15 protein-coding genes, 1 tRNA gene and 1 other RNA gene are annotated in these 18,368 nt (G+C 72.0%); 2 read left to right on the forward strand and 15 right to left on the reverse strand.

The features are described from left to right. Positions 1–60 precede the first annotated feature (60 nt). From A949_RS32435 to ffs, 10 genes are all read right to left on the reverse strand, one after another. Positions 61–1,410, reverse strand: coding sequence for a hypothetical protein (locus A949_RS32435; protein WP_019354758.1), 1,350 nt, complete (start codon positions 1,408–1,410; stop codon positions 61–63). After that, positions 1,407–2,036 (reverse strand): SigE family RNA polymerase sigma factor, encoded by a 630-nt coding sequence (locus tag A949_RS0104205; RefSeq protein WP_237735742.1) that lies wholly within the window; start codon positions 2,034–2,036, stop codon positions 1,407–1,409. The genes A949_RS32435 and A949_RS0104205 overlap by 4 nt, the downstream gene beginning before the upstream one ends. A gap of 293 nt (positions 2,037–2,329) precedes the next feature. Next, on the reverse strand, positions 2,330–3,610 hold the full coding sequence (locus A949_RS0104210) for an aspartate kinase (RefSeq protein ID WP_019354760.1): 1,281 nt from the start codon (positions 3,608–3,610) through the stop codon (positions 2,330–2,332). Positions 3,611–4,281: 671 nt separating this feature from the next. Then, entirely contained in the window at positions 4,282–4,860 is a 579-nt protein-coding gene (locus A949_RS0104215) for a Uma2 family endonuclease (protein ID WP_019354761.1), read from the reverse strand. A gap of 56 nt (positions 4,861–4,916) precedes the next feature. Beyond that, the gene (locus A949_RS37945; protein WP_019354762.1) at positions 4,917–5,954 is read right to left on the reverse strand and encodes a hypothetical protein; all 1,038 of its coding nucleotides are present in this window, start codon (positions 5,952–5,954) and stop codon (positions 4,917–4,919) included. 371 nt (positions 5,955–6,325) lie between these two features. Continuing rightward, on the reverse strand, positions 6,326–6,994 hold the full coding sequence (locus tag A949_RS0104225; protein WP_019354763.1) for a DUF5063 domain-containing protein: 669 nt from the start codon (positions 6,992–6,994) through the stop codon (positions 6,326–6,328). A gap of 59 nt (positions 6,995–7,053) precedes the next feature. Beyond that, a complete protein-coding gene (gene recR / locus A949_RS0104230; protein WP_019354764.1) occupies positions 7,054–7,653 on the reverse strand; it encodes a recombination mediator RecR in 600 nt (199 codons plus the stop codon). A gap of 341 nt (positions 7,654–7,994) precedes the next feature. Then, a complete protein-coding gene (locus tag A949_RS0104235) occupies positions 7,995–8,330 on the reverse strand; it encodes a YbaB/EbfC family nucleoid-associated protein (RefSeq protein WP_074998858.1) in 336 nt (111 codons plus the stop codon). 180 nt (positions 8,331–8,510) lie between these two features. Next, on the reverse strand, positions 8,511–10,940 hold the full coding sequence (locus A949_RS0104240; protein WP_019354766.1) for a DNA polymerase III subunit gamma and tau: 2,430 nt from the start codon (positions 10,938–10,940) through the stop codon (positions 8,511–8,513). 66 nt (positions 10,941–11,006) lie between these two features. Beyond that, positions 11,007–11,101, reverse strand: an RNA gene (gene ffs / locus A949_RS35865) — signal recognition particle sRNA small type. Between the two features lie 119 nt (positions 11,102–11,220). On the opposite strand from ffs, the gene A949_RS0104245 reads away from it, so the two are divergent. Further along, a tRNA-Ser gene (locus A949_RS0104245) sits at positions 11,221–11,305 on the forward strand. Between the two features lie 507 nt (positions 11,306–11,812). Next, the gene (locus tag A949_RS0104250; RefSeq protein WP_019354767.1) at positions 11,813–12,412 is read left to right on the forward strand and encodes a hypothetical protein; all 600 of its coding nucleotides are present in this window, start codon (positions 11,813–11,815) and stop codon (positions 12,410–12,412) included. A gap of 151 nt (positions 12,413–12,563) precedes the next feature. On the opposite strand, the gene A949_RS0104255 is transcribed toward A949_RS0104250, so the two are convergent. The 5 genes from A949_RS0104255 to A949_RS0104275 form a co-directional block, all read right to left on the reverse strand. Next, entirely contained in the window at positions 12,564–12,779 is a 216-nt protein-coding gene (locus A949_RS0104255; protein ID WP_019354768.1) for a hypothetical protein, read from the reverse strand. A 21-nt stretch (positions 12,780–12,800) separates the two neighbouring features. Beyond that, positions 12,801–13,487: a restriction endonuclease gene (locus A949_RS0104260; protein WP_237735739.1), complete on the reverse strand. Its 687-nt coding sequence runs from the start codon at positions 13,485–13,487 to the stop codon at positions 12,801–12,803. Between the two features lie 465 nt (positions 13,488–13,952). Then, on the reverse strand, positions 13,953–15,074 hold the full coding sequence (locus tag A949_RS0104265) for an endonuclease NucS domain-containing protein (RefSeq protein WP_019354770.1): 1,122 nt from the start codon (positions 15,072–15,074) through the stop codon (positions 13,953–13,955). Between the two features lie 696 nt (positions 15,075–15,770). Beyond that, entirely contained in the window at positions 15,771–16,991 is a 1,221-nt protein-coding gene (locus tag A949_RS0104270; protein ID WP_158687538.1) for a hypothetical protein, read from the reverse strand. A 227-nt stretch (positions 16,992–17,218) separates the two neighbouring features. Continuing rightward, positions 17,219–18,265 carry a hypothetical protein gene (locus A949_RS0104275; RefSeq protein ID WP_019354772.1) on the reverse strand — a complete coding sequence of 349 codons (1,047 nt, stop codon included), beginning with the start codon at positions 18,263–18,265 and terminating at the stop codon, positions 17,219–17,221. Between the last annotated feature and the right edge of the window lie 103 nt (positions 18,266–18,368).

Below are 18,368 nucleotides of genomic sequence, written 5' to 3' on the forward strand. Positions count from 1 at the left end.
GCGCGCGCCCCTCGCGGCCACCGCCTCGCGGGCCCGGCCCACGGGGACCGCGCGGCCGGGTCAGCTCTGCGGGATCACGCCCGTGCGGTAGACCGTTCCGCTGCTGCACGCTCCGGACACCTTCGTGCCCGCCGCGGGGGCGCCGCCCTCCGGGGTGTGCGAGACCACGACCGCGGCATCGCCGCCGCCCGGGTCACCGCCCCCGCCGTCGCCCTCGCCGGGCGTCCCGGTGCTGCCGCCGGAGCTCTCCCCGCCGCCGTCCGCCGAGCCGTCGCCGCTCCCGGTACCGGAGCCGGCGGTCTCGCCGTCGTTGCGGCCGCCCTGCGGGGTGGGTGAACTGCACCCGCCGCTGGGCACCCAGGCGAACTTCACCACGTACGCCTGGCCGGGGCGCAGTACGACCTCGTCCCGTGCGGCGGCCGGATCGCCGAGGCCGGGCGCCGGGTCACCCGCGGTGTGGTCGACGACCAGGACCTGCCCGCCGCCGGCCCGGCCCTGCACGGAGGCGCCGACCAGCCCTTCGCCCTGGACCGTGCAGGGGTCGCCGGAGACGTTGGCGACCCGGAAGCTGCCGTAGACGGTGCCCTTGCTGTCGGGCACCCCGGACTCCGCGGAGCCCCCGCCGAGCTGGGTGCTGCCGCAGGTGGGGGCGCTGGCGCTGAGGCTCTCGTTCGGGTCGGCACTGTCGCCGGGGCCGCCGGTGGGCGCCGGGTGGGTTCTCCCGTCGCCCTTGTGCTTCTTGTCCTTGTCCTTGTCCTTGCCGCCGTCCCGGTCCTCCTCGCCCTTGCCGCCGTTCCCGCCGGCACCGGCGTCGGGGCCGCGGGTCTGGCCGTGGACGCTCCCCGCGGTCACCGGGTGGTGGTCCCCGCCGACGCCGGGTACGCCGCCGTAGACGAGCGCGGGCACGCCGACGAGGGCCACGAGGGCCGCCGCGACGCCGCCGACCATCGCCTGGCGGCGATGCGCACGCCGCGCGGGCACCGCCCGCTGGAGGTGGTCGAGGGTGCGGTCGAAGCTCTCGGCGGGCGGTTCGATGCCCCGGACGCTGTGCCGCATGAGGTCCCGGAGGGTCTCCTCCTCGGAACTGAGTGCGGACTCGTCGAACAGGTCCAGCGACATCTCCTCGGGGGCTCGGGACCCCCGCGCGCCGGCTTCACCCGCCGAGCCCGCTTCCCCGGCGCCCGCAGCCGCCGCGGGGCGCTGGTCCGCGGGCCCTGCCGGGCCGTCCGGAGGGGTGCCCGGTTCGGCGGCGCCGGGCGGCATCGCCCGCTCGCGCGGCCCGCCGACCTCGTCCCGCGCCTCGGGGGAGCCCGGCGTTTCAGGCGCGCCCGGCGCCTCGGGGGAGCCCCCCGGCACCTCGTGCGACCCGCGCGGCTCCTCGCCGTCGGGGAGACCCAGTCCGTCACTCATGACGCCGCCTCCATGGCGGTACGCAGCGCGGCGATCCCGCGCGACCCATAGGCCTTCACCGAACCCAGGGAGAGACCGAGCACCTCCGCCACCTGAGCCTCCGTCATATCGGCGAAATACCGCAGCACCAGCACTTCGCGCTGGCGCCGCTGCAGGCCGCGCATCGCCTTGATCAACTGATCCCGTTCGAGCTGCTCGTACGCCCCCTCCTCGGCGCTCGCCATGTCGGGCATCGGCTTGGAGAGCAGCTTGAGCCCGAGGATGCGGCGGCGCAGCGCGGAGCGGGAGAGGTTCACGACCGTCTGCCTGAGGTAGGCGAGGGTCTTCTCGGGGTCGCGCACGCGCTTGCGCGCCGAGTGGACGCGGATGAACGCCTCCTGGACGACGTCCTCGCACGAGGCGGTGTCGTCGAGCAGCAGCGCCGCGAGCCCGAGCAGGGACTTGTAGTGGGCGCGGTAGGTCTCGGTCAGGTGATCGACTGTGGTGCCATGTGCCATCGCCTCGTCAGCGTCCCCATGCGGTGTGAGCGGACGCGAAGGGCGCGCGGCGGGCCACGGCGCGATCACAGACATGCCTCCCGCCACTGGGAGCCCTCCAGCACCAGCGCTGGGGCGACCAGGGGCCATTGCGATTCCGAGTACCTCTGCCACGCCTGTTTGACACGTTTCCCCCCGTCAGGGTTGTACGCGGCAGGCACTGTGCGCGAAAACACACCACATGCCGTCATACACACATCTCTCAGTCTCCGTGAACGCCCCGTGTCTCCCAGGCCCTCTACCGCGCTCCCCGTGCGCGTCAGGCTCCAGGGACACAAAGACGCTCCCCGCCTGCCTGCCGGTTGCAGGGGCGGGGAGCGCCATTGTCCGTCAGTGCACACCACCGTGGCCAGTGGGTCCGACCGACCGGCGGAACGCGCCGGTCAGCGGCCGGTGCCGCCGTAGACCACGGCCTCGTCGGTGTCGCTGTCCAGCCCGAAGGCGGAGTGGACGGCACGGACCGCGTCCTGCACGGCCTCCTCGCGGGTGACGACCGAGATGCGGATCTCCGAGGTGGAGATCAGCTCGATGTTGACCTCGGCGTCGGACAGCGCCTCGAAGAAGGTCGCCGTCACGCCCGGGTTGGTCTTCATGCCCGCGCCGACGAGGGAGATCTTCGCGATCTGGTCGTCGTAGCGCAGCGAGTCGAAGCCGACCGTGCCCTGCACCTTCTCCAGCGCGGCGATGGCCTTCTTGCCCTCGGACTTGGGCAGCGTGAAGGAGATGTCGGTGAGCCCGGTGGAGGCGGCGGAGACGTTCTGGACCACCATGTCCAGGTTGATCTCGGCGGCCGCGACCGCGCGGAAGAGCGCGGCGGCCTCGCCCGGCTTGTCCGGCACCCCGACGACCGTCACCTTGGCCTCGGACGTGTCGTGCGCCACACCCGAGATGATCGCCTGCTCCATCGACTCTTCCCCTTGCCCGTCCGGCTGCTCGTTCGTGACCCACGTACCCCTCAGGCCGGAGAAGGACGACCGCACGTGGATCGGGATGTTGTAGCGGCGCGCGTACTCGACGCAGCGGTGCAGCAGCACCTTGGAGCCGGACGAGGCCAGCTCCAGCATGTCCTCGAAGGAGATCCGGTCGATCTTCCGCGCCTTCTTCACCACGCGCGGGTCGGCGGTGAAGACACCGTCGACGTCGGTGTAGATCTCGCAGACCTCGGCGTTGAGCGCGGCGGCCAGCGCGACCGCGGTGGTGTCCGAACCGCCTCGGCCCAGGGTGGTGATGTCCTTGCTGTCCTGCGAGACGCCCTGGAATCCGGCGACGATCGCGATGTTGCCCTCGTCGACCGAATCCTTGATCCGGCCGGGGGTGACGTCGATGATCCGCGCCTTGTTGTGCGCGGAGTCGGTGATCAGACCCGCCTGGCTGCCGGTGAACGACTGCGCCTCGTGACCGAGGGATTTGATCGCCATCGCCAGCAGGGCCATGGAGATCCGCTCTCCTGCGGTCAGCAGCATGTCGAACTCGCGGCCGGAGGCGACCGGAGACACCTCTGAGGCAAGATCGATCAGCTCGTCCGTCGTGTCACCCATCGCCGAGACCACGACGACAACCTGGTTGCCGTTCTTCTTGGCTTCGACGATCCGCTTGGCAACGCGCTTGATGCCTTCGGCATCGGCAACGGAGGAGCCGCCGTACTTCTGCACGACAAGGCCCACGTGTGCTCGCTCCTCGAATCATTTCCCGGGACCCCGGCGCTCCGTGCGACGCTGCCCGGAAGGATGGGATCCGCTGGTCGGCTCAGTGTATCGACCGGACGGAACCCGGTCCCGTCCGCGGAGGCCCCTGCCCACCAGGGCCGAAATGACACGGAAACGTGAGTCTGTTCACGATCCCCCGCGGCACACCCCGGACGAAGGACCCCACTCCGGCATATCGTGCCGTATCAGTCTCTTTTGTGCTTTCTCTTTTTTCGCATCCCCCGCTTTTCCGCTTTGCCGCTCCCGGCCGCCGCGCACTCCGTACTGTGCCGGACAGCAGCTCGGCAGGGCCGACGCACGGCCGGCGCACGGTGGGGCATGACCGTGACCTGGCGGAACGGAACCGGCCCGGCCCTCCGGCCGCCCCGGTGCACGGGGCGGCCGGAGGAGCCCGCTGCGGTACGAGGGGCGAGGGACGAGAAGCGAGGAGGCCGGCATGGCCATCGACTACGTGAAGCGGGCACCGGGGCAGTCGGGACAGCCGGACCGGCCGGGACAGCCGGACCGGCCCGCGGCGGGCGCGAGCCCCGCCGGGAGAGGCCCGGCGGTCGGGGGACGGCGCCGGGAACCGGTTCGGGGCCGGTGAGGGCGACGGCTGCGGGACCGTCCGAACCGTTGCCTCCCGCGGCTCAGTGGACGTAGTCCTGCAGCTTCTCCGTCTCCAGCGTGACCCCCACCGGGGCCGGCAACCGGACGACAGCCCCGTAAGGGTGAGACGTGCGGCTCCGGTACGTCCCGTTCTCCGGCTCGCTGTAGCAGATGAGAGTGCAGGCGTCCCGGTCGACGAGCAGGTAGACCGGGATGCCGACGGCCGCATAGCCGTCCCGCTTCTCCCGGCGATCCCGCCGGTCGGTGTCCGGATCGTGAGAGGTCACCTCGACAGCCATCAGGACACCGTCAGGGTCGGCCCATTCGCCCTGTCCCACGAAGTGGTCCTCGGGCACCAGCGCGCCATCCGGCCGGGCACGGCCCTTGCGGTAGCCGCCCACCTTCAGTCCCTGCTCGGGATAGAGAGTCAGGTCAGGACGCTGCTGGAGGCACTTCTTGAGGAGCCACATCACAATGGCTCCGTGATCCCCGTCCGGCACCGGTTTGACCTCTAGTTTCCCGTTGATGAATTCCAGCGACACGGTTTCGGGCGCGGTCCGGGCCAGCGCCTCGAAGTCCTCGACAGGCATCTGGGGGTGGTCGGCAGTGCTGGGGGTCATGGCGTCGCCTCCTCCCCTCCATGCTGCCCCGGGCCCGGGATCCACGTCGTGCAGGGTCATGCGTCGTGCCCTGCTGCGAAGCGGGTCGGGCGAGGCCGGGCCGGCCGTGGCCGGATGGGTGGTCGGGCCGCGGCCAGGCCGCCGCGCACCAGGGCCGCCCAGCGGCGGACGTCCTCGCCGGGCAGGCCGTCCCGCGGTGGGGCGGGTTCGGCTCGGCAGGCGCGGCAGAGACCACCGCGCAGGGATTCGGGGCTTCCGGGCCGGCCGCCGTCGGTGCACTCCGGGCGGAGCCGTGCGGGCGCACGGCGTCCAGTCGCCGCCGGTACGGGCGGGAGTTTGGCCGTGAGACGGCTCCGCACCAGCCCCGCAGGGCTGTGGACGACGGGCGGCAGCCCCGCTGTCAGCGCGGACGCGAACCGTTCCGCGTCCGTGTCGCGGGCCAGCCACTCGGCTGCCGGTGCCGCCAGTTCCGCGCACTCCGCCGCCGACAGGACGAGCCGGGGATCGCGCCGGCCGAGCGCCGCGAGCGCCCTGTACGCCTCCGTGCGGCGTGGCGGTTCCGGGGCCGGGCTCACATCCGGAGCGGTGACGGGAACGGGGACGGGAACGGGGACGGGGACGGGATCCGGGGCGGGACCGGAGACAGGGCCGGGGACGCGGCCGGGGCCCGGAAGGGGGCGCTGGTCCGCAGCCGAGGAGACCCGGCCGTCGAGGAACGCCGTCCACCAGTCCTCGTCCCGCGCCGCACGCGAGAAGTACGTCCGCGTCACATGCTGCGGGCACCCCTCCCCCACCAGTCCGCCGACCCGGCGCAGATGCCCCGCCCGGGACAGCTCGCGGAGCGCGGAACGGCACGCCTGCTGGCCGTAGCGGGGCTGGGACTTGGCGAGGGTCTTCACGTCGATGGCGGCGCCCTCGGGCAGCCGGTCGATGAAGGACGCGAGGCAGGCGGCACGCTCCGGCAGATGAGCGAAGTCCGCCCGGGACGACGGGCCTTCCGGCTGGGCGGAATCGGGGGTCCGCTTCCCGAATCCCGGCTTGGCCATGGGATGTGCGGAGGCGGAGAAGGGAGCGTTAAAGTCGGCGTAAGCCATCAGATCAAGTTCCTGGTCTGGTGGTGAGACCCCGGCCGGTGTTGGTAGCACCGCGCCGGGGTTGTTGTTGTCGGTGTGAACGCTAACCACACCCTGTCACCCTCTGCAACGGCGCGCGGCACGTTCCGTCGCGCCCCCCTGCCGTGCTCGGTTTCAGGGGCGGGTGGGCGGGGAGAGACCCACCGCCCATTCCTCAGAAAGAGGGCTCGGAGCCCGGCGTCCGCCACCCGGCGCTCGGGACCCGGGGCCCGACGCCCGGGCGGGATCGCGGCGCGCAGCAGCCGACAGCCGCCACGACGTACCCGCCCCGGGACTGCCGGACCGCGTACCGCCCGAGGTCCGGCGTCCGGCCGCGCCGCCGCGGGCGGTGGCTACGCCTCGCTCTGCCGCATTCCCAGCGGGCCGCCGATCTCGGCGGCCATCACCGCACCGGCCTCGGCCTCCAGCGAGCCGTCCTCGTCCGCGGCGTTGCTGTCGGTGTCCAGCCCGTCGAGCTCGTCGAGCGGCTTGTCCAGCCGGACGTGCGCCACCAGCGACTGGAGAGCACGCAGCGACGCCGAAGCGGTCGGCCCCCAGTTCGAGAGATAGGAGAACTGCCACCACCACAGCGCTTCGCTCACCCGGCCCGCACGGTAGTGGGCCATGCCGTGCCGCAGATCGGTGAGGACGTCCGAGAGATCGTCCGAGATCCGGCAGGCGACCGGCGCGGAGCGCGGCACATACGGGTCGAAGACCTCGGAGTAGACGTCGACCGGATCCAGCAGTGCCGCGAGACGCTCGCGCAGCTCGTCCGCGTCCGGCTCCGGGCCCACGTCCGGCTCGTACCGCTCGTCCGGGAGGAAGTCCTCGTGCGCGCCCAGCCGCCCGCCCGCGAGGAGCAGCTGGGAGACCTCCAGCAGGAGATAGGGGACCGCGCTGTCCGGATCGTCGCCCTTGGCGACCTCGGTGACGGCGACCACGAAGCTCTCGATCTGGTCGCCGATCTGCACGGCGAAGTCGTCGGGACTGTTCTTGATGGAGTTCAGCGTCGCATCAGACATCGGGCAACCTCTCCCCTGTGGGCTCTTCAGGGCCCTGGCTCGCACAAGCTCGCACGGGCTCACACATCCAGGAGCCGCCTTCCTTCGAAGGCCCGCCCCAGCGTGACCTCGTCCGCGTACTCCAGGTCTCCTCCGACCGGGAGCCCGCTCGCCAGCCGCGTCACCTTCAACCCCATGGCGGAGACCATCCGCGCGAGATACGTGGCCGTCGCCTCGCCCTCCAGGTTGGGATCCGTGGCGAGGATCAACTCGGTGACCGTCCCGTCGGCGAGGCGGGAGAGCAACTCCCTGATCCGCAGATCATCGGGGCCGACCCCCTCGATGGGACTGATCGCGCCACCCAGCACGTGGTATCGCCCCCGGAACTCGCGGGTGCGCTCGATCGCCACGACGTCCTTGGGCTCCTCGACCACGCAGATGACCGACACGTCACGGCGCGGATCGGCACAGACCCGGCACTGCTCCTCCTGCGCGACGTTGCCGCACACCGCGCAGAACCTGACCTTCTCCTTGACCTCGGTCAGCGCACCGGCGAGCCGGCGGACATCGGCGGGCTCGGCCTGCAGGATGTGGAAAGCGATCCGCTGCGCGCTCTTGGGACCGACGCCGGGCAGTCTGCCCAGTTCGTCGATCAGGTCCTGGACCACGCCTTCGTACACGGATGGCTCCCGCCTGCTCTCTGTTCGTCCTCTGAGTACGTTAGTGGTCCGTACGGGCCACCACTAGCCGCTGACCGGGAGCCGGCCCCCGGCTGAACGGCCGTTCGACCTCCGGCTCCGCCCTGTCGCCGGGGCGGTACGCGTGCCGGCCTGCCCGGCTGCTCGGTACCGCGAGCCGCAGGAGCCGAGGACTCACCCGGACCCGGCAGCCTGCGGCCGGTCCGACCGGACCGGCCGGCCGACCGTCTGGCCGACCGAACCGGCCGATGGGAACCCGCCGCACCGGGGGAACCGGCCGGACCAGTCGCACCAGCTGAACCGGTCGAACCGGTCGGGTCGCTTCAGAACGGCAGGCCGGGCATTCCGCCCATGCCCTGCGCGAGCGGGCCGAGCTTCTGCTGCTGGAGTTCGGCAGCGGCGCCGTTCGCGTCACGGACCGCGGCGAGCACCATGTCCGCGAGAGTCTCGGTGTCCTCCGGGTCCACCGCCTTCGGATCGATGACCAGCCCCTGGAGCTCACCGGAACCGTTGACGGTCGCCTTCACCAGACCGCCGCCCGCCGAGCCCTCGACGGAGGTTTCGGCCAGCTCCTGCTGCGCCGCGGCCAGATCCTGCTGCATCTTCTGCGCCTGCTGCAGCAACTGCTGCATGTCAGGCTGCCCACCACCGGGAATCACGATTGCTCCTGGCTCACTAGACGCCTCTTCAACGCCCCGAGCCTACGTGCTCCGCCCTGTACCGGCGACGGCGACGGCGACGGCGACGGCGACGGCGACGGCGGGAACGACAGCCGCCCCGCCCCGGACGACGACAGCCGCACGGCCCGGACACCGCACCGCCCGGGCACCGCCCGGCCGTCAGTCGTGCCGGAGCTCCTCCAGGACCGTCGCTCCGAGCTCCCGGACGATGAGGTCGTGCCCGGAGAGCGCGGACTCGTCCAGGTCGGGATCGTCCTCGGCGGGCATGTCCTCCTCCGGCGCATAGCCGGACGGCGCGGATGCCGCACGCGGCGCCTCCGGAGCCGGTGCGGACGCCTGGGGCGGCACCGCCCCGGATTCTGCCGCCGAGACCGCCGAAGAGTGACCCGGCCCGCCGGGCGCGGGCGGGGACGCGGACGCGGCAGGCCCCGAAGCGGCGGCGCCGGACGCCGGGGGCGCCGCCGACCACTGCTGGGGCGGCGCCGGGGCGGGAGCGGGCGCCGCCATCGCGCTCCGCGTACCGGCGCCGCCGCCTCCCGTCGTCCCGGACCCCGCGCCGTACCCGGAGCCCGGCCCGCTAGGGCCCCCGGCACCACCGCCGCCGCCCGACGGATCGACGATGGCCTCGACCTGCCACTGCACGCCCAGCGCGTCGCCGAGCGCCTGCCGCAGCACCTCGTCACTGCCGCCGTTGGCGAAGCTGTCCCGGGCGCCCGCGTTCGGGAAGCCGACCTGGAGGGTCTTGCCGTCGAAGCCGACGACCTGCGCGTTCTGACTGAGCAGGATCCAGGTGAAGCGCCGCCGGTTCTTGACGGCCTCCAGGATCTGCGGCCACATCTGCCGGATCTGCGCGGGATCGCCGCCACCCTGTACGGACCCGCCCGCAGGCGCGGAGCCCGTGGGACCGGACGGCGCGGACGCGGGCGGACCAGGTTGGTCCGGGGCCGCGGAAGTCTGAGCGGGCGCCGGAGCTGCCGGAGCGGAGTCGGCCGGCGCGGATGCCGCCGAGCCGCCGCTCGGCGGGCCCGCCGTACCGGGCCAGGCGCCGGGGCGCCGCGCGGGCTCACCCGTGCCGCCGCCGGGTGCTCCGCCACCGCCGCCGGGTCCGGTTCCGCCGGGCCAGGCACCGGGCCGCCGCGCGGGCTCCGCGGCCGGCTGCTCCGCGGGGGCGGCTCCGTCCGGGGCGCCGGAAGGACCGGTGGCAGCGGCGGCGGGCGGCCCCGCGGGCACGGCGCCGGGAGGACCGCCGGCCGCTCCGGCACCGGCCGCGGGAGCGCCAGGGGCACCGGCCCCGGAAGCCCCGTACCCCGGCGCTCCACCGGAAGCAGCCCCGGGACCGGCGGCAGCGGGAGCCGCACCACCGCCGACACCCGGACCAGGCGCACCGGCACCAGGCGCACCGGCACCGGGAGCGCTCAGCGCAGCCGCCGCGGCGCCGCGCTCCAGCCGGTCCAGCCGGGCCTGCACCGAACGCTCGTCCCCGTAGGTGGCGGGCAGCAGCACGCGTGCGCAGATCAGTTCGAGCTGCAGCCGTGGGGAGGTCGCCCCGCGCATCTCCGTCAGCCCCGTGTTGACGATGTCCGCTGCGCGGCTCAGCTCGGCCGCGCCGAAGACGGACGCCTGGGCCTGCATCCGCTCGACCACGTCCCCGGGCGCGTCGATCAGCGTCTTCTCGACGGCGTCGGGCACCGCGGCCAGGATCACCAGATCCCGCAGCCGCTCCAGCAGGTCGGTGACGAACCGGCGCGGGTCGTGCCCGCCCTCGATGACGCGGTCGACGATCTCGAACGCCCGGGCTCCGTCACCGGCGGCGAACGCGTCGACGACGTCGTCCAGCAGCGCGCTGTCGGTGTAGCCGAGCAGGGAGGTCGCCATGGCATACGTCACACCGTCCTCACCCGCACCGGCGAGGAGCTGGTCCATCACCGACATCGAGTCCCGCACCGAGCCGGCGCCCGCCCGTACGGCCAGCGGCAGCACCGCGTCCTCGACGGAGATCTGCTCGCGACCGCACACCTCGTCCAGGTAGTCACGGAGCGTGCCGGGCGGGACGAGGCGGAACGGATAGTGGTGCGTACGCGAACGGATCGTCCCGATGACCTTCTCGGGCTCCGTCGTCGCGAAGATGAACTTCAGATGCTCGGGCGGCTCCTCGACGACCTTGAGCAGCGCGTTGAACCCCGCGGGGGTCACCATGTGCGCCTCGTCGACGATGTAGATCTTGTACCGGCTGGAGGCGGGCCCGAAGAACGCCTTCTCCCGCAGCTCGCGGGCATCGTCCACACCGCCGTGCGAGGCGGCGTCGATCTCGATGACGTCGATCGACCCGGGCCCGTTCCGCGCCAGGTCACGGCACGACTGGCACTCCCCGCAGGGCGAGGGCGTGGGGCCCTGCTCGCAGTTCAGACACCGGGCCAGAATGCGCGCACTGGTCGTCTTGCCGCAGCCGCGCGGGCCGCTGAAGAGGTACGCGTGGTTGACCCGGTTGTTGCGCAGCGCCTGCTGCAGCGGGTCGGTCACATGCTGTTGCCCGATGACCTCGGCGAAGGTCTCGGGGCGATAGCGGCGGTACAGGGCGAGGGACGACACACCCCCGACGATATAGGCCGACACCGACAACTGGCCCACGCCGCGGCAACCCCGGAGCCCGGGCACGCAAACGCCCCCCACGCACCCGCCAGAGCCAACCTACCCTTGCTGCCTTCCGGCCCTGGGGGAGTTCAGTCAGATAGCGCCACGTGAGGGGCTGCCGCCACACTACCCGATCCCCCGCCTCCCGTTCGACCTCCTGCCCCGCCGCCCCGCCCTCGGATCCATGATCGGAATCCGGGTTCGCGAGCACCCCCCATGGTCTTGTACACTTTGCGGCGGAGGATTCGCCTAGTGGCCTAGGGCGCACGCTTGGAAAGCGTGTTGGGGGCAACCCCTCACGAGTTCGAATCTCGTATCCTCCGCCCAGCTCTCACCGGGCTGAACGTAGGGCCCCACCGCCTCGGCGGTGGGGCCCTACGTAGTTCCTGGTTGTTCGTGGTTGCAGTTACGCGGAGCGGACGGCTCCGAACCTCCGCGGACAGACTTCGGCCACCACCCTCCACTGAGGATCAGGCATGGTGGCCCGCCGAGTACCGGCGTACGAAGCACAAGGCCGCCGACGCCTTGGTGCTCCTCCTGGACCCGGTCCTGGAACGGCTCACCGGAAAGACCCTCGACAACGCCGCCGAGGTCGTGGGAAGGAAGGCCGGGCCGGTCTCGACCACCTCCCCGGGGCGAGAAGAGAACCGACTCGTACCTTGACCCCGTACACCTTCCACAGGCGCGCCCGCCACAGACCGCTGCATGGCAGAGGCCGCGGCCGGAAACCACCCGGCCGCCGGCTCCCGTCGTGGCCAGTCACCCCACTACGTTGTCGGTGATGGCTGACAGGCTGAGTGCACCTGAACCACCGTCATCCGGAGGGCCGCATGAGCGCCGATCTTGGCAAGCTGACCGTCACGCGCCGCAGCGGCAGCGAGCCGATACTGGCCAATGGTGAAACGGTGGGCAGCCTCGGTGGCTTCTGGAGCTGGGCATGCTCCGACCTGGCCGGCAACACCATGCGAGGCGTCCTGGCCGAGTACCTTGTCGCGCTGGCCCTCAGCTCCGCGACCGAAACCCGTACCGAGTGGGACAGCATCGACATCCGTACGCCCGAGCGGTGGCGGGTGGAGGTGAAGTCATCGGCTTACCTGCAGTCCTGGGCGCAGTCCAAGTTGTCGAAGGTCTTGTTCTCCATCGCATCGGCCTCCGGGTGGGATGCCCAGACCGGCACGAGCTCGACCGAAGTACTACGCCGCTCGGACGTGTACGTCTTCTGCCTGCTGCACCACCAGGACAAGCAAACCCTCAATCCCCTGGACCTCGACCAGTGGACCTTCTACGTCCTGGCCACCCGCGCCCTGGACGAACACTGCCCGAGCCAGCGAACCATCAGCCTCGCCGGCCTCCGCCGCCTCGACCCACTGGAGACCGACTTCTCCGGCCTGCGGAAGGCAGTCGCCGCGTGCGCCGGCGGAACTGCATAGCCCTCAAGGGATATGCAGTTCCGCCGAGATGACTCTCAGGACGAGGCCGTTCGCCCCGTACCGGCCATCGCTGCGACACCCCGACACAAGGCACCGAGAACAGAGCCCGGCGGATTTCTCGGTGAGCCGGGACGGGTGCGGGCGGGTGATCTCACGGGCTGCCGGAGGCGGAGATGTTGTTCACGATGTCGCCCAGTACCCTGACGATTTCCTGGCCGACGTCGGTCGGTGCGATCAGTACGCCGAAGACCAGCACGATCGACACGGTCAGCCACTGGTTGGCCTTGCTCTGGAACTGGCCTTTGCGGCCTATGCGGAAGTAGATGATCACGGCCAGCAGGACCGCCACGTTGAGCGTCAGGATCACCGGACCGACTCCCCTTCCTGATCAGGACAGTGCCGTTGGGCGACGTGGCGGTGGGATGCGGTCGAGCAGGTCCCACAGCGGCCGTGATCCAGCAGCCCATTCGCCCAGGACGCGGCGGTCGACGAGGTGGATCCGGTGTTCCCTGCCCCAGGGGATCGCCTTCGAGGAGAAACGACCGTTGGTGAGCACGACCGCGATGTCCGCGCCGTGAACCTGCCGGGCGGTGCCGTTGACCTGCTGCAGCACGCCCACTCCGACAGCCGAACCGCGATCGCCGTCACGACGGTGCTTGCACTGGATCGCCCAGACGCGGCCTGCCGGGTCGGTGGCCCGTACGTCGCAGGCGTCGTCGCCTGCCCCGCCGATCCGCTCTGCCGTGCAGCCGTCGCGGCGCATCAAGTCCCTTATGCAGAACTCGAATGCGCGGTGTTCCAGTGCGTCGATTTCTGCGATGCGCAGCCGCAGGGCCTGCGTCCGGACGCGTTTCCACTCGGCTCGCTGTCGGGCCTGCTGGAGCCAGCAGCCGCCCCCGACCGAGGCGACCACGGCCGCGAGGACGAGGAGCCACCAGTGAGCGAGCAGCCACTGCACCGCGGCGATCACCAGGCCGGCGGCTACCACGGCACCGGCCAACAGAGCGAGCTGCTCGTCCTGCTTCTTGGAACGGCGGACTGAGCGGCGCCGCCGCACCGGCCGACGGCGGCTCACCGGGCCGCCCCCGGTGGGACCGGAGCGACATCGGCGATCCGCGGCCAGGAACTGGCGTCACCACCGGACCTCGCTCCACCGCGTGTGGCCCTCGTCATCCATGCCGTCATGATCGACATCCCCCTCTGGGCAGTTGCGTTGACACATCCCTGCACAGGTCATAGGACAGCACGCACTGCTGACAGTACGTAAGGAGGCGATCACGCGAAGCGATAGGGTTTCGGCCAGCACGACGCACCGGTTCGATCCACCGGATGAAGACGATCCGCGCGTTCAGCGGCACATCACGTCAGGTTTCAGCCGTTTCCGCGCATCGCGGCGTGCCGAACTCAAGCGGACAATTCCCGGATTGCGCTCGAACCGCTACCCTGCCGCAATCGCAGGAGGATTGGGATCACGTACGCGATGTAGCAGGCCCATGCTCGCGATCGAGGTGACGGCCGCGTAGGCGGTGTTCCACAGTCGTCAGGTGATGCCGAAGTGGCGAGATACCTCGTCGATCGTGAAGCGGGCGCGGAGCTTGCAGGCGGAGTTCTGGTTGGCGAAGAATCCGGTCCGCCACAGTGCTTCCGCGCGCGGCACAGCCTTTTCCCAGTCGACCGGCACGATCCACTCACGACGGTCCTCCCCGTCTTCCTCGGCCGCCGTACCGTCCTCCGCTCGGTAGCTGCCCTTGAGGGGGAGGTCGGTCATCCGCCGGCTCTCGCCGTCGACGGTGAGGGCGGCCGTCTCGAAGGGCTGCGGCTCGCCGGACACCGTGCCCACGCCGACGTATCCAGCTTTGGGAACGTGGGTGAAGACCCTCGCCCCCAGCGGCAGGGAACGGAGCGTGCGGGAGAACCAGTCACCCCCGCCGGCCGACACAAAGCCATAGCGCAGCGCGTCCTCCCAGCTCCGGTGGCCCGACTCGTCGCCGAAGGAGACGAACCAGTCCGTGCCGTTCCACGGCTCCTGTTTGCCCCGCCCCTTCTTTCCCGGAGCCGGTACCGCGTCCTCGGCGTCGTCCAGCAGCCAGGTACGCGCCAGATAGGAGCGTCCCTCGTCCTCGAAGTAGCGGAAGAACAGCACATTGACGGGAACCCCGTAACCGGAAGCCAGGTAGGTGACGATCCGCTCGGTGGCGGCGTCCATCTCGCTCGCCACCACGGTGAGGGCATGGGTGCTGTTCAGCGCTTCCGGAATGCTGCCGCCGAACCGCAGCGCGAACGCCTCGTCCAGTTCCTCCGCCAGGCCCCGGCCACGGGCGTACGCCGCGTAGATCTCCCGCACCTGCTCGTTGGTGAGCTCCTGGACCCACGAGCCGTAGTCGAGCAGCTGCGCCACGACCTCCCGGGGCGTGCGGTCCCGTTTGAGTTCCAGCACATGCAGGCCGCCCTCGGCATCCATGCCGAGCAGGTCGACGACCTTACCGTGGTCCGTCTGCACCTGTCGGCCGATCAACAGGAGCGGTCTCCCCAAGATCTTTGGATCGGCCTCTATCAGTTCTTCCAGCCTCGACTCCAGTGGCATCGGCCGCGTGACCACGCGCACCGGCTCTTCATCCACCCGCCACAACCCGAACTCCAGCGGCACCGTGTACTCCCCCACCGATCCGACACACTCAGGGGGACAAGCAGACCTTGCGGACGGCGAGTTCTTCAAGTCAGCCTCCATGCCCCGCCCATGAGTGCGTCGTCGGTGTTTCACACCGTGCGGCGGCCAATGGAGTCGCGCCCGCCCTACCCCCTCGGCCGAGGGTGCCAGTGGCACAGCGGGCGCATGCAGCCGCCTGCCTGGGCGGGGACCGTGGATACCCCGCCATCCGCGCCCGACGCCTTCGATGTCCCCGTGTTCCTCCGGCGTAGCTCACCGCTTGCACCCGCGCCGCGGCCCACTCCGGTGCTGGTGGCCTCGGCCCACCAGCCCTGGCCCCAGGGCACCGGCATCCCTGCGGACGGCGCGTATCCGGTTGGCACCACATGGCGTGAGCTCCTGGGCCACGATCGCGGTGGGCCGAGACACCGGCTCCTGGAGCACCGCTACACCCCGTCTCGCACGCCACGAGCTCAGGGCACGCCGATACTCCCTCTCCGCCTGTCTCGTGCGGGGGCGGTGGGGGGCTGGACGGACGCGTCCGACTCGGGCCGACGGTCCGGACACGGAACGCCGTCCGGGCCGTCGGCCGCCTCCTTCAGCGGAGGCGGCCGGCGGCCCGGGGCAGCTGATCTCAGCGGCACTCGTCCGGCGAGCGCCGCGTACCGGCAGGCGGCGCGGAGGCAACGGGTCACCTCCGCGGGGCGCTCGCTACCTGCCACCACCGCCCTGGCCGCCGCCACGCCTGCGGGTGGTGTTCTCCTGGGTGTAGGGCGTCATACCGCTCGTGTTGGAGCGGCGCACGGCCGGGCGGCTGTCGCTGGTCCGCGGCGGCCCCTCGCCGACGGGTTGCCGCGAGCGGACGGGGATGCTCACGGTCGGGTTCGCGACCGGCTCGGGGCGGGCCGGCCGCGCCTCGGGAGCCCGGCTGGAACGCCGCTCACGCCGCTCACCCTCCGGCGCACGGCTGGCCTCACGCCGCGAACGCCGCTCACCCTCCGGGGCACGACTGGACTCACGCCGGGAACGCCGCTCACCCTCCGGCGCACGACTGGACTCACGCCGGGAACGCCGTTCCTCGGACGAACTGCTGGAACCACTCGTCGATCGGGGAGCCGCGGACTGCGGAAGAGTACCGTTCCAACTCGGCGGCGGGCGGCGGTCGCGCTCCGCACGGGGAGGCCGCACCGCGCGGGGCCGCTCCTGCGGAGTCGCGCTCGAATCCCGCCTGCGCCGCTCGCCCTCAGGAGCCCGGCTTCCCTCCCGCCGGGAACGCCGCTCGCCCTCCTCCGGCGCACGGCTGGAAGTCCGCCTGCGCAACTCGCTGCCCGCGGAGCCCCGGCCCCGCTCGGAGCCGCTGGCGCGTTCCCGCACGGACATCCCGTCAGAAGCGCTGAACGGGTCACCGAAGCTCGGGCGTTCGAGCTGCGGCGCCGGCTCCGCCGCACGCTGCGCCGCGCGCTGCGCGCGCTCGGCCTCCGCCGCACGGGCCTGATTGGCGGCGTAACGATTCCTGAAGTAGTCGCCGGCCATTCCCGCGCCTTGCAGCGCGGCACCGGCCGTCCTGGTGGCGGGGTCGGCGCCGAAGCCGTACATCCCAGCACCGGCGGCCCTTGCGGCACCGAGTGCGGCGGCGAAGATGTCCGGCGGATCGTTGGGGTGAGGCCGCAGCGCCCTGCGGCCCTCCAGGAAGACCGTCCGCGCTCCCGAGGCGCCGGTGAAAGCGACGCCCCAGTTGTAGGTGGAGGTCCAGCCCTGGTCCGCATCGTTGCGGGCGGTGCCGGTGGCCTGCAGGGCCAGCCCGGCGGATTCCAGCGAGTCGACGGCCGTGTCCACGACGGCGGGCGTCCTGTCGACCACCCACTGCCCCGTCCGTCCCGCACGGTCGAGTGCGGAGGTCACCAGCTCGGATCCGCGGATCTGGTGCGCCACGTTGTACACGGTGTTGTACCACGTTTGCGACTGGTATTCCTCAGGCGGGGGTGAGGGCGATCGGGATTCACCACGTTCGGGGTCGGGCTCCCGACGGCGTCGGCCGCGTCGGTCCGGAGGGGTTGTCATGGTGTGCTCTCCGTCCTCTGTATGAGGTTCACCTCCTTACTACGGGGGTTGGACCCCGGCGGTTCACGGTGCTGCCCGGTTCCGGAGCCGGCGCGCTGTCACTTCATCCCTCTGGACCGGGTCTGCTTCTGCGAGGCCGCCGCCTCCCAGTGCTGCTTCGGGGGCCGGCCGCGTGGAGGGTTGCCGTTGGGCGTCGGTCCTGCCGCGCGGGACTCCCGTGCGGCGGCCGAGACGGCGTTCTGGTCGAAACCCGGCGTGCCGGATCGGACGGCCCCGAGCGCGTCCGTGCTCGCCGACGAGGTGCGGCGCGCGTTCGGTTCGCTCTCCAAGCCGTGCTTCGATGTCGCCTCGCCGGCCCGTCCGGCCAGGGCGGGTCGCCGGAAGCGCTCCGGCGACGCTTCGGCGCCCCGGGCCTCCCGGCTCTGGACGGGCGCGGTGCCAAAAGCCTGAGCAGGCGCGGCGTTACGGGCCTGTACGGGTGCGGCATCCCGGAACAGGGTGGGGTCGGTCTCCCGTCCCAGGCCCGACTGCGCGCCCTGCGCCGGGGCGGCGCGCCGCGCCGCCTCCTCGACCGCCTGCAGGTGCCGGGCCTGCGCCTCGCCCGCGATCGCCCCCGTCACGGGCAGCTCCCCGCGGTCGTAGGCCGCGGCGTACTGCGGATTCTGGGTGATCATCTGAAGCGCGGCCACCTCGACCAGTTGCTTCTCGAACGCGCCGAGTCGCCGGTACCGCTCGAATGCGGACCGCTGGTCGGGCCGGTGCGCAGTCCGTTGCGCGTACCGCAGCCGGGCCGTCTGCTGTTCGTAGCGCGGGTCGTGCTGCTGCCCGAGGTGCCGGCCCGGCTGCTGCCCGTGCCCCTGCTCGGGCGGCCCGGGATGGTGCTCGTCGCCGGCGGCGCCGCGCAGCATGACCCGCAGCTCGCGCACGGCGCGGACCATCCGGCTCGCGGCGCCGCTGCGCCGGCGTTCGGTACCGGCCCGCGGCGGGGCGGGGCGGCCCTGCCGTCCGGCCGCCGCCTGGTCCCGTGCGGCCATGGCGCGCGCCCCGTCGCGGTCGGCACTGATCTGCTGGGCCGCGAGCTGGTCGGCCACGGCGAGTTCATGGGCCAGCTCGTAGGGGTCGAGCCGGCCGGTGGGTTCGGACATGGTCGCGTCCTTCGGTCGGGTGCGGCGTGCACAGCGGACGGCGGAGGCCACGGCGGCTGGGCGGTGACCGGCGGAGGGCCCGAACAGGGCTGCGTGGCGGCCC

Origin of the sequence: Streptomyces sp. AA1529, from assembly GCF_000280905.1 — a bacterium.
Taxonomy (GTDB): Bacteria; Actinomycetota; Actinomycetes; order Streptomycetales; family Streptomycetaceae; genus Streptomyces.

Excerpts from the sequence above, each read along its gene's own strand:
- A949_RS32435 (WP_019354758.1), bottom strand. The coding sequence starts at position 1,410 with ATGAGTGACGGACTGGGTCTCCCCGACGGCGAGGAGCCGCGCGGGTCG.
- A949_RS0104205 (WP_237735742.1), bottom strand. The coding sequence starts at position 2,036 with ATGGCCCCTGGTCGCCCCAGCGCTGGTGCTGGAGGGCTCCCAGTGGCG.
- A949_RS0104215 (WP_019354761.1), bottom strand. The coding sequence starts at position 4,860 with ATGACCCCCAGCACTGCCGACCACCCCCAGATGCCTGTCGAGGACTTC.
- A949_RS37945 (WP_019354762.1), bottom strand. The coding sequence starts at position 5,954 with ATGGCTTACGCCGACTTTAACGCTCCCTTCTCCGCCTCCGCACATCCC.
- A949_RS0104225 (WP_019354763.1), bottom strand. The coding sequence starts at position 6,994 with ATGTCTGATGCGACGCTGAACTCCATCAAGAACAGTCCCGACGACTTC.
- A949_RS0104250 (WP_019354767.1), top strand. The coding sequence starts at position 11,813 with ATGAGCGCCGATCTTGGCAAGCTGACCGTCACGCGCCGCAGCGGCAGC.
- A949_RS0104275 (WP_019354772.1), bottom strand. The coding sequence starts at position 18,265 with ATGTCCGAACCCACCGGCCGGCTCGACCCCTACGAGCTGGCCCATGAA.